Below are 12,983 nucleotides of genomic sequence, written 5' to 3'. Positions count from 1 at the left end.
CTGCCGCCCCGATCCAGTCCGCCGCTGTATAGCCGAGCGGCGCGGCGCTGACCAACAGTCGCTGCGCCGCGGCGCGCCGGGGCGGCTCAGCTGTTGTCGCGCTGCCAGATCCAGTCGTGGTCGGGATGGTTGCCGAAGCGCCACTTGCGGATCGGCCCGGCCATGACGTTCAGGTAATACATCTCGTAGCCATAGGGTACGCCGCAGGGATGATGCCCCTTCGGCACCAGCACCACGTCATGATCCTGCACCGCCATGGTCTCGTCGAGCGACCCGTCCTCGGTGAAGACCCGCTGGAGACCATAGCCCTGCGCCGGATTGAGCCTGTGATAATAGGTCTCCTCCAGATAGGTCATGCGCGGGAAGTCATCCTCGTCATGCCGGTGCGGCGGGTAGGAGGACCAGTTGCCCGAAGGGGTGAAGACCTCGGTCACCAGCAGGCTGTCGGCATAATCCTCGGTCTCCATCGCGATGTTGTTGATGAAGCGGGTGTTGGCGCCCTGCCCGCGCTGGGTCAGCGCGATGCCCTCCGGCCCGATCCGCCGCGCGGCATGGCCGCCCTTGCCCGGCGCCGAGCAGACGGCGAGCACGCAGTCGGTGCTGGCCTCCGCCGCCCAGTCGCTGCCGTTCGGTACATAGAGACAATGCGGCGGCGTCTTCTCGAAGACGCTCATCCGCTCGCCCAGCTCGCCGAAGTCCTCGCCCCCCGCCGAAAGCCGCGCCTTGCCCTCGACCAGCACGAGGATCACCTCCCGCTCTCCCGTCACCTCCGCCGCGCGCTCGCCCGCAGCCAGTCGGTAGAGCCCGAAACCGACATAACCCCAGCCCGCATCCTCGACCGAGATGTCATGCACCTTCCCCGAAACGCCCACCGGCTTACACAACAGCTCCATCCCGCCCCTCATTTTCTGTCTCTAAATATCCTCGGGGGGTCCGGGGGGCAGACAGCCCCCCGGCGCTCTCATCCAGCGCTCCGGTCCAAGCCTACCGCCCCCGCCATCTCCCGCAGCGCCTTCAGCCCCATCGACTGATAGACCACCGGGTCGCGCACTGCCGCATCCTGCTCGGCCTCGATCACCAGCCAGCCCTCGTAGCCGTGCTCGGCGGCGACCTTCAGCACCGGCACGAAATCGACGCCGCCTTCGGCATCGCCCGGAACGGTGAAGACGCCGCGGCGCACGCCCTCAAGGAAGGACAGCCCATGATCGCGCACCTCGCGCATGATCGCCGGGCGCACGTTCTTGGCATGGATATGCCGCACCCGGCCCATGTGGCGCTGTGCCAGCGCCTCGGGGTTGCCGCCGCCGAAGAAGCAATGCCCGGTGTCGAGCAAGAGATGGGTATGCGGCCCGGTGCCCGCCATCAGCCGGTCGATCTCGGCCTCGGTCTCGACGATGGTGCCAATGTGGTGATGGTAGACCAGCGTGATGCCCTGCGCCGCGGAAAAGGCCGCCAGCGCCTCGATCCCGGCGCAGAAGCCGGGCCAGTCGGCCTCGTCCAGCACGGGGCGGTCGTTCACCGCCGTGCCGTCCGCGCCATGGATGGCGTTCGAGGTCTCGCAGACGATGATGACCTTGCAGCCCATGCCCTTGAGGATGTCGAGAAACGGCTGCATCGCCGCCGTTTCGGCCTCGACCGGGTTCACCAGCAGGTTGGTCGAATGCCAGCCCGAGACGAAGCGCAGGCCGCGCGGCTCCAGAACGCCCTTCAGCCCCTCGACCGTGGTCGGGAACTTGTGGCCCTTCTCGATGCCGTCGAAGCCGATCTTCGCGCAATCGTCGAGACAGTGCTCCAGCGAGATATGCGCGCCGAGCGTCTGGTCGTCATCGTTCGACCAAGCGATCGGATTGGTGCCGTAGAGGATCATGCATCACCTTCTGTTCAGCCGCCAACCTGCTGACGGCCCACGTTCACTTCATAGTCCTTCCGCGCCTGCGCCAGTTTCTCGGTCCGCCCGACCTCCGGCACCGCCACATCCCACCAGCCGCCGCCGATCCCCGCGCCGGTCTCGGCCTCGGTGTCGATCACGATCACCGAAGGCCCGGCGCGCTCCCGCGCTGCCGCCAGCTCCGCCTCCAGCGCCGCGATATCCGCGGCCTTCACCGCGAAGGCGCCCATCGAGCCCGCATGGGCGACGAAATCCAGCGCCGGCGGGTTCACGATCCGGCTCTGGGCATAGAGGTTGTTGAACGGCACCCCACCCGTGCCCTGCTGCAGCCGGTTGATGCAGCCATAGCCGCGGTTGTCGGTCAGCACGACGGTGAAGCGGATGCCCATCATCGCCGCCGTCGCCAGCTCGGAATTGGCCATCATGTAGCTGCCGTCGCCGACGAAGCAGATCACCTCGCGCTCCGGCTCGGCCATGGCGATGCCAAGCGCCCCCGCGATCTCGTAGCCCATGCAGGAAAAGCCGTATTCCATGTGATAGCCGCCCTTCGACGACCGCCAGAGCACCTGCAGCGCCCCCGGCATCGTCCCCGCCGCGCACATCACCAGCGTCTGCGGCCCGGCATGGCGCTGCACCGCGCCGATCACCTGCGCATCCGAGGGCAGCGCATTCCCCGCCTCCGGCGCCGCCATCACCTTGCCCGTCGCCGCGAACCAGGCCTCGCGCAGCCCGGGATCCGGCCCCTCGAAGCGATGCTCGCCGAGGCCTTCCCCGATCCGCTCCAGCGCCACCTTGGCGTCGCAGACGAGCGGCATCGCCCCATGCTTGGCCGCATCATAGCCCGCTAGGTTCACCGAGATCAGCCACCGCGCCGGGTTGGCGAACAGCGTCCGGCTGCCGGTGGTGAAATCCTGAAACCGCGTGCCGATCCCCAGCACCAGATCCGCCTCGGCGCAAACCCTGTTGGCGCAATCGCTGCCGCAGACCCCGGGCGAGCCGAAGTTCAGCGGATCTTCCCAATCCACCGCCCCCTTGCCCGCCTGCGTCTCCACAACCGCAATCCCGTGCTTCGCCGCAAAGGCCGCCAGCGCCGCCTCCGCCCCGGAATAGAGCACCCCGCCCCCCGCCACGATCACCGGCGCCTTCGCCGCCTTCAGCGCCGCCACCACCTCCCCCAGCTCCCGCGCGTCGGGCTCGGGGCGGCGGATGTGCCAGACGGTCGGCGCGAAAAACACTTCCGGCCAGTCGAAGCCCTCGGCCTGAACGTCCTGGCAGAAGGCCAGCACCACCGGCCCGCAATTCGCCGGGTCGGTCATCACCCGCATCGCCCGCGGCAGCGCGGTCAGCAGGTGTTCGGGCCGCGAGATCCGGTCGAAATAGCGGCTGACCGGGCGGAAGCAGTCGTTGGCCGAGACCGTCCCGTCGTCGAAATCCTCGATCTGCTGCAGCACCGGGTCCGGCCCCCGGTTGGCGAAGACATCGCCCGGGATCAGCAGCACCGGCAGGCGGTTCACATGCGCCAGCGCCGCCGCCGTCACCATGTTGGTCGCCCCCGGCCCGATCGAGGAGGTCACCGCCATCGCCCGCCGCCGCTGCTTGGCCTTGGCATAGGCGATGGCCGCATGGGCCATGGTCTGCTCGTTCTGGCCGCGCCAGGTCGGCAGCGCGTCGCCCATGCCCTCCAGCGCCTCGCCGATCCCCGCCACATTGCCATGGCCGAAGATCGCCCAGACGCCCTCGATGAAGCGGTCGCCCTCCGGCGTCAGCTGCACCGAAAGCCAGCGCATCATCGCCTGCGCGGCGGTCAGACGGATCGTGGTCATGCTGCAAGTCCTCTTGTCCCGCGCGCCGCATCCCAGAGCGCACAGAGCCTCCGGTAACGCTGCGCCATCATCTCGACCGCCGCGGCGTCGTCCATCTCTCCGGCCAGCCAGCCGCGCGCCGCATCGGCAAAAATGGTGCGGCCCACGGCGAAACCCTTCACCAGATCATGCCGCGCCGCAAGCGCCAGCGAGGCGGCCAGTTCGGCCTCGCCCGCATCCAGCCCCAGCACCACCACGCCGCGCACATGCGGGTCGTTCTCGGTGATCGCGGCACAGGCCCCGGCCCAGGCGGCGTCGGTGGTGAAGGGCTCCAGCTTCCACCAGTCGGGGTAGATGCCGATCTCGTAGAACCGCCGGATCAGCGCTGCCGAGGTCTCGTCGTCCACCGGCCCGACCTTCGACGGGATGATCTCCAGCAGGAACTCCAGCCGGTTGCGCCGCGCCGCGTGGAACAGCCGCGTCACCGTCGCCTCCTGCACTGCCCGCATCTCCGGCGTGTCGGTCGGATGGCAGAAGCACAGCACCTTCACCACATGCTCCAGCGGCCATTCCGACAGCCCGCCGAAATCCGGCCCGATCTCCGGCTCCAGTTCCAGCGGGCGCGAGCCCGGCCATTCCACCGGCCGCCCGATCCAGAGCCCGGTGCCCGCCGCACGGTGCAGCGCCCGCCGCCCCAGACGGCTGTCGCAGAGAATGCCGTGGCCCGGCTGGTCCTCCGCCACCTGCAGCGCCGCCGCAAGGCACAGCTCCTTGAAGGCGCCGATCTTCCGCGCGTCCGCCCCCGGCATCGCTTCCAGCTGCATGCGGTGGTCGAAGGCGAAGACCCGCATGGTCTGACGGTCGCCATGCCGGTTGGTCGCCCAATGCACCTGCTCCAGCGCCGCATCCTTGCGCAGCGCCGGGGTGACGACGCCGCGTTTCAGGAAGAACTGCAGTTCTTCCCAGCTCGGATAAGCGGGGGTGCAGCCATGCCGGCTGACCGCGAAAGCGCCGCAGGCATTGGCATAGGTCAAGGCCACCGGCCAGGGCTCGCCGTCGAGCCAGCCCTTCAGCAGCCCCGACATGAAGCCGTCGCCCGCGCCCAGCACGTTGAACACCTCGATGGGAAAGCCCGGCCCCGCCTCGCCCTCGTCCAGACTGTCGGGAATGGCACCGCTGAAGGCCGCGGCCCCCATCGGCCCGCGCTTGCACACCAGCGTGGCGGCCGAAACCGCGCGTACCGTCCGCAGCGCCGCGATGGTGTCGGTCGTGCCGCCCGCGATGTGGAACTCCTCTTCGGTGCCGACGATCAGGTCAAAGAGATGCAGCGTTGCCTGCAATTTCGCGGTGACGGCGGCGCTCTCGATAAAGCGGCTCTCGCCCGCGCCATGCCCGGCCAGCCCCCAGAGGTTCGGGCGATAGTCGATGTCGAGCGCGGTCTGCGCCCCGGCCTCCCGCGCCAGATGCAGCGCCTTCAGCACGGCGGCCTCGGTGCGCGGATGCGACAGATGCGTGCCGGTCGCCACCACCGCCCGCGCCTCGCCGATGAAGGCCGGATCGATGTCCTCCTCGCAAAGCGCCATGTCGGCGCAATTCTCGCGGTAGAAGATCAGCGGAAACTGGGTCTCGTCGCGGATGCCCAGGAGCACCAGCGCCGTCAGCCGTTCGGGGTCGGTGACCACGCCGCGCACGTCGACGCCCTCGCGCGCCAGCTCCTCGCGGATGAAGCGGCCCATGTGCTCGTCGCCGACCCGGGTGATCAGCGCCGATTTCAACCCGAGCCGCGCGGCGCCCGCCGCCATGTTGGTGGGCGAGCCGCCGATGTATTTCTGGAAAGACCCCATGTCCTCCAGCCGCCCGCCGACCTGCGCGCCGTAGAGGTCGACCGACGAGCGGCCGATGGTGATGACGTCGAGCGTCTTCATGGACTCCCCTCCCGTGCATGTCCTGTGCATCGGTTGTGCATCGCCGTGTGGAGCCGGCTCGCAGGACGTTTTGGAATATTTATTCCATTCATCCCGTCAGGGGAAGCATTTTCTGCGGCTCAGCCGGTCGAGGCCTCATCCCGCGCTGAACCCACGGCGACCGCCAGCGCCAGCGCCATGGCGATGGTGGCGGAAAGCGAGCGGAAGGCGCCGAAATCCACCTCGGGCACCGCCACCACCGCATCGGCCAGCCGGGCCAGCGGGCTGGTCAGATGGTCGGTCATCGCTACCACCGGCAGCCCCCGCGCCCGCGCATCCTGCGCCAGCGTCAGCGTCTCCTCGGAATAGGGGGCAAAGGTGATCGCCAGCAGCGCATCGCCCGGCCGCAGCGCGAAACGGTGGTCGAGCTTGCCGACCCCATCATGTAGCATCGCCGGAACCGACATCTTCTCAAAGACATAGGCGAGGTAACTCGCCACCGGAAAGGCCCGCCGCAGCCCCACGACATGCACCGTCTCGGCCTTGGCCAGCCGCGCCACCGCCGCCTCCAGCGCCGCCTCGTCCACCGATTTCGCCAGCGCCTCCAGCGACAGCCGCCCGGCCTCGACAAACTCCGCCAGCAGCGCCGCAGGGCTGCCTGCGCCATTGTCCTTCAGGTTGCGCAGCCGCGTCGAATAATCCGGCCAGCCGGGGGTATAGGCGTCGCGGAAAAGCTTCTGCATTTCCGAGAAGCCGGAAAACCCCATGATCTGACAGAAGCGCATCAGCGCCGAAGGCGGCACCTCCGCCCCCGCCGCCAGTTCCGCCACGGTCGAGACCGCGATCCGATCGGCATTGGCGGCGACGAAATCGGCGCATTGCCGCATCCGCCGCGGCAGGCTGTCCGACAGCGCCGAAAGACGGTCGCGGAACTCCTCCACCGTGGTCGGAGCCGGAAACGGCGGGGCAGCATGATCCATGCGGTTTTCCTTGCAGGACGAAACGGGCTCAGGCTACACGGATGGAACAAATATTCCAATCGGAAAGCTCGGAGGGCGGAATGACAAAGATCGGCGTCGGCGTGATCGGCACGGGTTTCATGGGCAAAACCCATGCCCTCGCCTGGCGCAATGTCAAGGCGGTGATGGGCTGCGCGGCGGCGCCGGAGCTGGCGGTGCTCTGCGACACGCCGCTGGACCGGGCGGAGGCCTTTGCCGGACAGCTGGGCTTTGCCCGCGCCACCGACGACTGGCGGACGCTGGTGGCCGATCCGGCGGTGCAGGTGGTGTCGATCACCACGCCGAACCGGCTGCATCACGAGATGGCGCTGGCGGCGCTGGCGGCGGGCAAGCATGTCTGGTGCGAGAAGCCGATGGCGCTGACCCTGGCGCAGGCCGAGGAGATGGAGGCGGCGGCGCGCAAGGCGGGGGTGGTGACGCTGGTCGGCTACAACTACCTGCGCAACCCCGCCTATGCCCATGCGCAGCGCCTGCTGGCCGAGGGCGCCATCGGCCGCGTGGCGCAGTTCCGCGGCTGGGTGGATGAGGACTATCAGGCCGATCCCGAGCTGCCCTGGACCTGGCGGGCGACGTTGGCCGAGGCGGGGCTGGGCGCGCTCGGCGATCTCGGCTGCCACCTCGTTTCGCTCGCGACCGGCCTCATGGGGCCGGTGGAGAGCCTGATCGCCGACACGCAGGTGATCCACCAGACCCGGCCCCTGCCCGAAGGCGGGCGCGCGGCGGTGGAGAACGAGGACGCCGCCTCGGCGCTCCTGCGCTTCGCGGGCGGCGCGCAGGGGTCGATGGTGATCTCGCGCTCGGCCTGGGGGCGGAAGTCGCGGCTGGGATTCGAAGTGCATGGCACGGAGGGCATGATCGTCTACGATCAGGAGCGGATGAACGAGCTGCAGCTCTACCAGAACCGCGGGCCGCTGGCCGAGCAGGGCTTCAAGACCATCCTCACCGGCCCGGCGCATCCGCCCTACGGCGCCTTCTGCCCGGCGCCGGGGCACCAGCTGGGATTCAACGACCTGAAGGTGATCGAATGCGCGGCGCTGGTCGAGGCGCTGTCGGGCGGCGCGAAGGCGCATCCCGACTTCACCGATGCGCTGGTCTTCGAGCGGGCGATCCACGCCATGGCCGAGAGCGCGCGGACGGGGCAGCGGGTGACGCTCTAACCCGCCACCCCGCGCAGGAGCCGCGCGCGGGCGGGCGGAATGGCGCGGATCTCGAGCCCGGTGAAGACATGCAGGGTGTTCAGGTCACGGTCGACCACGGCGTGATCCGACACCCAGCCGCCCATCAGCAGATAGGTGCGCAAGAGCGGCGGCATGCCCGACATGGCGCGCTTCACATCCGGCTTCATCCGCGCCAGCTTCTGCGCGAAGCGGAAGACATTGGGCGCCTTCACCCGCGGCAGCCAGCGTTTCGGCGCGAGATGGCTGTCCTTCAGCATGGCGAAGGCGTCGGCATAGGTCTCGGCCTCGGTGCCCTGGAAGGAGGAGCAGCCGAACAGCAGCTCCACCCCGGTGCTGTCGACATGGGCGGTCATGGCCCCCCAGGCGACGCGCAGGATGTCGGGGTCGCGCCAGGCGGGGTCGATGCAGAACCGGCCCATCTCGACCATCGGGCCGGAAAAACTTTCCAGCGCCGAGAGCTCGTAGAACTGCGCCGAATAGCTGCGGCGGATCTCGCCGCCGCCGGACAGCGCCATCAGCCGGAAACAGCAGACCAGCGCGCCGCTGCGCGCCTCCTCGACCATGACATGGCTGCAGATCCCGTCGAAGGCGTCGGCGTCGAGCCCCTCGGCCCCGGCGCGGAAGGCGCGGTGGCGCAGGGCCTGGCAGGCGCGGAGATCCTCGGGGGTGGCGGCGACGCGCGCGGCATAGCGGCCTTTGCTCAGAGCCAGCACAGGCAAACTCCTCATGCCTTGGCGAAGCGGGATCGACCGCCTAGATATGACCACCACCTATCCTGCACGCAAGCGGCGACCGCAATGCGACAGGATGAATGCCCTCAGGAGGATCGCATGACCGACCGTATCACCAAAACGGATGCCGAATGGCGCGCCCAGCTCTCGCCGGAGGCCTACAAGGTGGCCCGCCAGCACGGCACCGAACGCGCCGGCTCGCATGACAACTTCCCCAAGGAGCCGGGCGTCTTCCATTGCGTGGGCTGCGGCGCGGCGCTGTTCGATCAGGCGCAGAAGTTCGAGAGCGGCACCGGCTGGCCCAGCTTCTGGGCCCCGATCGACGAACAGGCGGTGGAGACCAGCGAGGACCGCAAGTTCTTCATGCGCCGCACCGAGGTGCATTGCGCCACCTGCGAGTCGCATCTGGGCCATGTCTTCCCGGACGGGCCGCAGCCGACCGGGCTGCGCTACTGCATGAACGGGGTGGCGATGACCTTCGAGCCGAAGGCCTGAGGCTCCCTGCCCGGCCGCCGGATCTCCGGCGACCGGGCGGGTTTCAGCGCTCTTCCTGCGGGATGAACTGGTCGGCGCGGAACTGGCCGATGTTGCCGAGCAGTTGGCCGATCAGGCTGACGCCCTTGATGTTGCTCTCGGTGACGCGGCGGGACAGCGGCACGACCTTGCCCTGTTCCAGCCCGAAGCGCTCGACATTCTCGACGGTGCCGTTCGGGGTGAAGCTGATCGCCACCACCTGCCGCTCGATCTCCTCCGGGCGGCGCGCGCCGAAGTGGCGGTAGCGGCTCTGGACATAGTACCAGCCCTCGTCGTTCAGGAGGCCCGCGGCGGAGGGGCGGCCGACGATCTCGGCCACGGTGTCGCGGGTGTCCTTGCCGACGGTGATCTGGGCCAGCGCGGTATCCTCCGGCGCGTAGCCGTGGTTGCGGTAGACCGGCGCGCAGGCCACCACCGCGACGAGGCAGAGCCCCAGCGCCGCCTGCCGCAGGCCGCGCCGCGCAACCGCCCTGAACCCCGCGCTGCGGACCAGCGCAACCGTCTTGAACCCGCCTGCCCCGCCCATACCGACCTCTTGCCTTGGGGGCCGAAGCCCCGTATCCCCAACCCTGACGCAACAGCCCGTCCCGGCTTTGTCTCCGGCTTACAGAAGGTCAGCCCCGGGTTCAAGAAAGGAACGCGTGGCAGGCCCGCTGCAAGCGGCGAGAGCCGACCAGCACGCCGCCCGACCGGCTCCGCGCCCCGTCACGGGGAGGAGCTGCGCCGCCAATATCCCGAATTCCGAAAGAAACATCGCCATGACTGATCCGATGCACGCATCCAGCGAAGACCTGCCGGTTTCCCGGCCGTTCCGCGTGTCGGCCCTGCCCGCGCGCAAGCCCACGCATTTCGACATCGCCCCCGACAAGCCGGCCCAGGCGCTGGTGGCGGCGCTGCTCGGCATCTCCGAGGTGCGCGGAATGCATTTCAAGGGCGAGATCCGCGCCTCCGGCAAGCATGACTACGTGCTGGAGGCGCGGCTGGTCGCCACCGTGGTGCAGCCCTGCAGCGTCAGCCTCGCGCCGGTGACCACCCGGATCGACGAGCCGGTGATCCGCCGCTACCTCGCCGATTACGCCGCCCCCGAGGGCGACGAGGTGGAGATGCCGGAGGACGACAGTTCGGAACAGCTGCCCGAAGTGATCGACGCCGGCGCGGTCGCGGTGGAGGCGCTGGCGCTGGCGCTGCCGCTCTACCCGCGCGCGCCGGGGGCGGAGCTCGGCGAGGTGGCGGTGGCCCCTCCCGGCGCGGCCCCGCTGCGCGACGAGGACCTGCGGCCCTTCGCCGGTCTCGCGGCGCTGAAGGGCAAGCTGACCGGCGAGAGCAGCGAGGGCGGTTCGGGCGGCGATGCCTGACCGGGCGTGGCGGGGAGCCGCGGGGATACGAAAGGGGCTTGCGCCGCGCCAGAATCCCACTATGTTCCGCGCCTCGTTCAAAGCGTGGATCCGACGCGCCCTGCCGTTTGGGCAATGGCCAGATCCCAAAGGAAAATCAGGGGCTTGCCCCTCAGTAACCCAAGGTTGAGACATGGCTGTCCCTCAGAACCGAGTCACCAAATCCAAGCGCAACATGCGCCGGGCCCATGACGCTCTCGTGGCTTCTAACCCCGCCGAATGCTCCAACTGCGGCGAGCTCAAGCGCCCGCACCACGTCTGCGGCGCCTGCGGTCACTATGACGCACGCGAAGTCGTCGCGATGACGACCGAGACCGATCTGGACGAGGACGCGGCGTAAGCCGCGCCGTTCGCCCCGGAAGCGCCATGTCGAACGGAAACATCACTCCGGTCAAGGGCGAGGGGCGCATCGTCATCTCCGTCGATGCGATGGGCGGCGATCGCGGGCCGGCGGCAGTGGTTGCCGGTCTGGTTCAGTCTGCGGAAAAGAACCCGGACATCGGGTTCATCCTGCATGGCGACGAGGCGGAGCTGCGCGGCCTGATCGGCAAGCGCAAGGTCCTCGCCGATCGCTGCGAGCTGCGCCACGCCCCCCGCGTCGTCACCATGCACGACAAGCCGAGCCAGATCATGCGCCATGGCGAGGGCACCTCGATGTGGTCCTGCATCGAGAGCGTGAAGAAGGGCGAGGCCACGGTCGCCGTGTCCTGCGGCAATACCGGCGCGCTGATGGCGGTGTCGATGATCCGGCTGCGCAAGCTGCCCGGCGTCAACCGTCCGGCCATCGCCTGCCTCTGGCCCTCGCGCAATCCCGGCGGTTTCAACGTGATGCTGGACGTCGGCGCCGACATCAAGGCGGATGCCGGCGACTTCCTGCAATACGCCACCATGGGCGCCTCCTATGCGCGCAATGGTCTGAACCTCGACCGTCCGCGCGTCGGTCTGCTGAACGTCGGCACCGAGGATCACAAGGGCAGCGCCGAGTTGAAGCTGGCCAACGACCTGATCGCGGCCCATGCCGCGGCGGGCGGCTACGAGTATGTCGGCTTCATCGAGGGCGGCGACATCCCCGGCAATCGCTGTGACGTGATCGTGACCGACGGCTTCACCGGCAACATCGCCCTGAAGACCGGCGAGGGCACGGCCAAGCTGATCTCCGACTTCCTGCGCGAGGCCTTCGGGGCCAACGTGCTGTCGAAGATGGCGGCGGTGCTGGCGCTCGGCTCGCTGAAAAGACTGCAGAAACGGATAGATCCGCGCCGGGTGAACGGCGGCGTCTTCCTCGGGCTGAACGGCACCGTGGTGAAATCGCACGGCTCGGCCGACGCCACCGGCGTGTCGGCGGCGATCAAGCTGGCCTTCCAGCTGGCGCAGTCGGGCTTCAACGACCGGCTGGCGGCACGGGTTGCATCGGCTGGCCGCGCGGGGCAGGATGCCCCTCGGGACGACAGCGCCCCAAGCAATTCAGGCAACGGTATCAAATAATGACAACGCGCGCCGTGATGATGGGCGTCGGGCATTACCTGCCCGAACGCATCGTGCCGAACTCGGAACTCGAAGAGCGGATCGACACGACCGACGAGTGGATCCGCACCCGGTCCGGGATCGAGCGGCGGCATTTCGTGGCCGAGGGCCAGACCACCTCCGACCTCGCCACCCGCGCCGCCCGCGCCGCGCTGGATGACGCGGGGCTGGTGGCCGACGATCTGGACGCCATCATCCTCGCCACCTCCACCGCCGACCTCACCTTCCCCTCCGCCGCCACAATGGTGCAGGCCGCCATCGGCATGACCCGCGGCTTTGCCTATGACGTGCAGGCGGTCTGCGCCGGTTTCGTCTTCGCGTTGGCCAATGCCGATGCGCTGATCCGTTCGGGTCAGGCGAAGCGCGTGATGGTGATCGGGGCCGAGACCTTCAGCCGGCTGATGGACTGGACCGACCGCACCACCTGCGTGCTGTTCGGCGACGGCGCCGGCGCGCTGATCCTCGAGGCCGCCGAGGGCGAGGGCAAACCCTCCGACCGCGGCATCCTCTCGACCGACCTGCATTCCGACGGGCGCTACCGCGAACTCCTCTACGTCGACGGCGGCTCCTCGACCGGGACCACCGGATACCTGCGGATGCAGGGCAAGGAGGTCTTCCGTCATGCCGTTGAAAAGCTGGCGGAAACCGCGCATCTCGCGCTGGACAAGGCCGGGCTCTGCAGCGCCGATGTCGACTGGATCGTGCCGCATCAGGCCAATCTGCGCATCATCAGCGCCACGGCGCAGCGCATGCAGGTGCCGATGGAGCGGGTGGTGCTGACGGTGCAGGACCATGGCAACACCTCGGCCGCCTCGATCCCGCTGGCGCTGTCGGTGGGCAAGGCCCGCGGCCAGATCAAGCGCGGCGATCTGCTGGTGACCGAGGCGATCGGCGGCGGTCTGGCCTGGGGTTCGGTCGTCCTGCGCTGGTGAGGGCTCATTTGCGCTGGTAAACGCGCATCAACCTGCCCTTCCAAGCCGTTGATATTGACTCGGAAAATCAAACGGCT

Annotated in this window: 13 protein-coding genes; 6 read left to right on the top strand and 7 right to left on the bottom strand. The window is 68.8% G+C overall.

The genetic code is table 11. The features are described 5' to 3' along the window. Positions 1-86: 86 nt before the first annotated feature. The 5 genes from iolB to C5F48_RS26355 form a co-directional block, all read right to left on the bottom strand. Entirely contained in the window at positions 87-893 is an 807-nt protein-coding gene (gene iolB, locus C5F48_RS01115) for a 5-deoxy-glucuronate isomerase (RefSeq protein ID WP_107662070.1), read from the bottom strand. 68 nt (positions 894-961) lie between these two features. Beyond that, positions 962-1,867, bottom strand: coding sequence for a myo-inosose-2 dehydratase (gene iolE, locus C5F48_RS01110; RefSeq protein WP_107662069.1), 906 nt, complete (start codon positions 1,865-1,867; stop codon positions 962-964). 14 nt (positions 1,868-1,881) lie between these two features. After that, complete coding sequence (gene iolD / locus C5F48_RS01105; RefSeq protein ID WP_107662068.1) at positions 1,882-3,711, bottom strand: 3D-(3,5/4)-trihydroxycyclohexane-1,2-dione acylhydrolase (decyclizing); 1,830 nt, start codon at positions 3,709-3,711, stop codon at positions 1,882-1,884. Beyond that, positions 3,708-5,615 (bottom strand): bifunctional 5-dehydro-2-deoxygluconokinase/5-dehydro-2-deoxyphosphogluconate aldolase, encoded by a 1,908-nt coding sequence (locus tag C5F48_RS01100; RefSeq protein ID WP_107662067.1) that lies wholly within the window; start codon positions 5,613-5,615, stop codon positions 3,708-3,710. The genes iolD and C5F48_RS01100 overlap by 4 nt, the downstream gene beginning before the upstream one ends. Before the next feature lie 119 nt (positions 5,616-5,734). Further along, positions 5,735-6,574 (bottom strand): MurR/RpiR family transcriptional regulator, encoded by an 840-nt coding sequence (locus C5F48_RS26355; protein ID WP_107662066.1) that lies wholly within the window; start codon positions 6,572-6,574, stop codon positions 5,735-5,737. Positions 6,575-6,654: 80 nt separating this feature from the next. Between C5F48_RS26355 and C5F48_RS01090 the strand changes: the two genes are divergently transcribed. Next, complete coding sequence (locus C5F48_RS01090) at positions 6,655-7,770, top strand: Gfo/Idh/MocA family protein (RefSeq protein WP_107662065.1); 1,116 nt, start codon at positions 6,655-6,657, stop codon at positions 7,768-7,770. On the opposite strand, the gene C5F48_RS01085 is transcribed toward C5F48_RS01090, so the two are convergent. Then, a complete protein-coding gene (locus C5F48_RS01085) occupies positions 7,767-8,504 on the bottom strand; it encodes a GNAT family N-acetyltransferase (RefSeq protein WP_107662064.1) in 738 nt (245 codons plus the stop codon). The two genes, C5F48_RS01090 and C5F48_RS01085, sit on opposite strands and share 4 nt — an antisense overlap. A gap of 117 nt (positions 8,505-8,621) precedes the next feature. Between C5F48_RS01085 and msrB the strand changes: the two genes are divergently transcribed. Further along, positions 8,622-9,017 carry a peptide-methionine (R)-S-oxide reductase MsrB gene (gene msrB / locus C5F48_RS01080; protein WP_107662063.1) on the top strand — a complete coding sequence of 132 codons (396 nt, stop codon included), beginning with the start codon at positions 8,622-8,624 and terminating at the stop codon, positions 9,015-9,017. Between the two features lie 43 nt (positions 9,018-9,060). Here the strand turns inward: msrB and C5F48_RS01075 are convergent, their stop codons facing one another. Continuing rightward, positions 9,061-9,582: an outer membrane protein assembly factor BamE gene (locus C5F48_RS01075; protein ID WP_107662062.1), complete on the bottom strand. Its 522-nt coding sequence runs from the start codon at positions 9,580-9,582 to the stop codon at positions 9,061-9,063. Between the two features lie 232 nt (positions 9,583-9,814). Between C5F48_RS01075 and C5F48_RS01070 the strand changes: the two genes are divergently transcribed. The 4 genes from C5F48_RS01070 to C5F48_RS01055 all read left to right on the top strand — a co-directional run bounded on the left by C5F48_RS01070 (position 9,815) and on the right by C5F48_RS01055 (position 12,906). Continuing rightward, positions 9,815-10,411, top strand: a complete 597-nt coding sequence (locus tag C5F48_RS01070; RefSeq protein WP_107662061.1) for a YceD family protein — start codon at positions 9,815-9,817, stop codon at positions 10,409-10,411. Between the two features lie 172 nt (positions 10,412-10,583). After that, the gene (gene rpmF / locus C5F48_RS01065) at positions 10,584-10,790 is read left to right on the top strand and encodes a 50S ribosomal protein L32 (protein WP_107662060.1); all 207 of its coding nucleotides are present in this window, start codon (positions 10,584-10,586) and stop codon (positions 10,788-10,790) included. A 26-nt stretch (positions 10,791-10,816) separates the two neighbouring features. Beyond that, positions 10,817-11,935 (top strand): phosphate acyltransferase PlsX, encoded by a 1,119-nt coding sequence (gene plsX / locus C5F48_RS01060; protein ID WP_107662059.1) that lies wholly within the window; start codon positions 10,817-10,819, stop codon positions 11,933-11,935. Then, complete coding sequence (locus C5F48_RS01055; protein WP_107662058.1) at positions 11,935-12,906, top strand: beta-ketoacyl-ACP synthase III; 972 nt, start codon at positions 11,935-11,937, stop codon at positions 12,904-12,906. The genes plsX and C5F48_RS01055 overlap by 1 nt, the downstream gene beginning before the upstream one ends. The last annotated feature ends 77 nt before the right edge of the window (positions 12,907-12,983 follow it).

Source organism: Cereibacter changlensis JA139, from assembly GCF_003034985.1.
In the GTDB taxonomy this organism is placed as follows: domain Bacteria; phylum Pseudomonadota; class Alphaproteobacteria; order Rhodobacterales; family Rhodobacteraceae; genus Cereibacter; species Cereibacter changlensis.
Note: the sequence above shows the minus strand (reverse complement) of the source record. Positions and strands in the feature narration are given on the sequence as shown.

Bases quoted from the DNA above. Each gene is read 5' to 3' on its own strand.
- iolB (WP_107662070.1), bottom strand. From the start codon at position 893: ATGGAGCTGTTGTGTAAGCCGGTGGGCGTTTCGGGGAAGGTGCATGAC.
- iolE (WP_107662069.1), bottom strand. From the start codon at position 1,867: ATGATCCTCTACGGCACCAATCCGATCGCTTGGTCGAACGATGACGAC.
- iolD (WP_107662068.1), bottom strand. From the start codon at position 3,711: ATGACCACGATCCGTCTGACCGCCGCGCAGGCGATGATGCGCTGGCTT.
- C5F48_RS01100 (WP_107662067.1), bottom strand. From the start codon at position 5,615: ATGAAGACGCTCGACGTCATCACCATCGGCCGCTCGTCGGTCGACCTC.
- C5F48_RS26355 (WP_107662066.1), bottom strand. From the start codon at position 6,574: ATGGATCATGCTGCCCCGCCGTTTCCGGCTCCGACCACGGTGGAGGAG.
- C5F48_RS01090 (WP_107662065.1), top strand. From the start codon at position 6,655: ATGACAAAGATCGGCGTCGGCGTGATCGGCACGGGTTTCATGGGCAAA.
- msrB (WP_107662063.1), top strand. From the start codon at position 8,622: ATGACCGACCGTATCACCAAAACGGATGCCGAATGGCGCGCCCAGCTC.
- C5F48_RS01075 (WP_107662062.1), bottom strand. From the start codon at position 9,582: ATGGGCGGGGCAGGCGGGTTCAAGACGGTTGCGCTGGTCCGCAGCGCG.
- C5F48_RS01070 (WP_107662061.1), top strand. From the start codon at position 9,815: ATGACTGATCCGATGCACGCATCCAGCGAAGACCTGCCGGTTTCCCGG.
- rpmF (WP_107662060.1), top strand. From the start codon at position 10,584: ATGGCTGTCCCTCAGAACCGAGTCACCAAATCCAAGCGCAACATGCGC.
- plsX (WP_107662059.1), top strand. From the start codon at position 10,817: ATGTCGAACGGAAACATCACTCCGGTCAAGGGCGAGGGGCGCATCGTC.
- C5F48_RS01055 (WP_107662058.1), top strand. From the start codon at position 11,935: ATGACAACGCGCGCCGTGATGATGGGCGTCGGGCATTACCTGCCCGAA.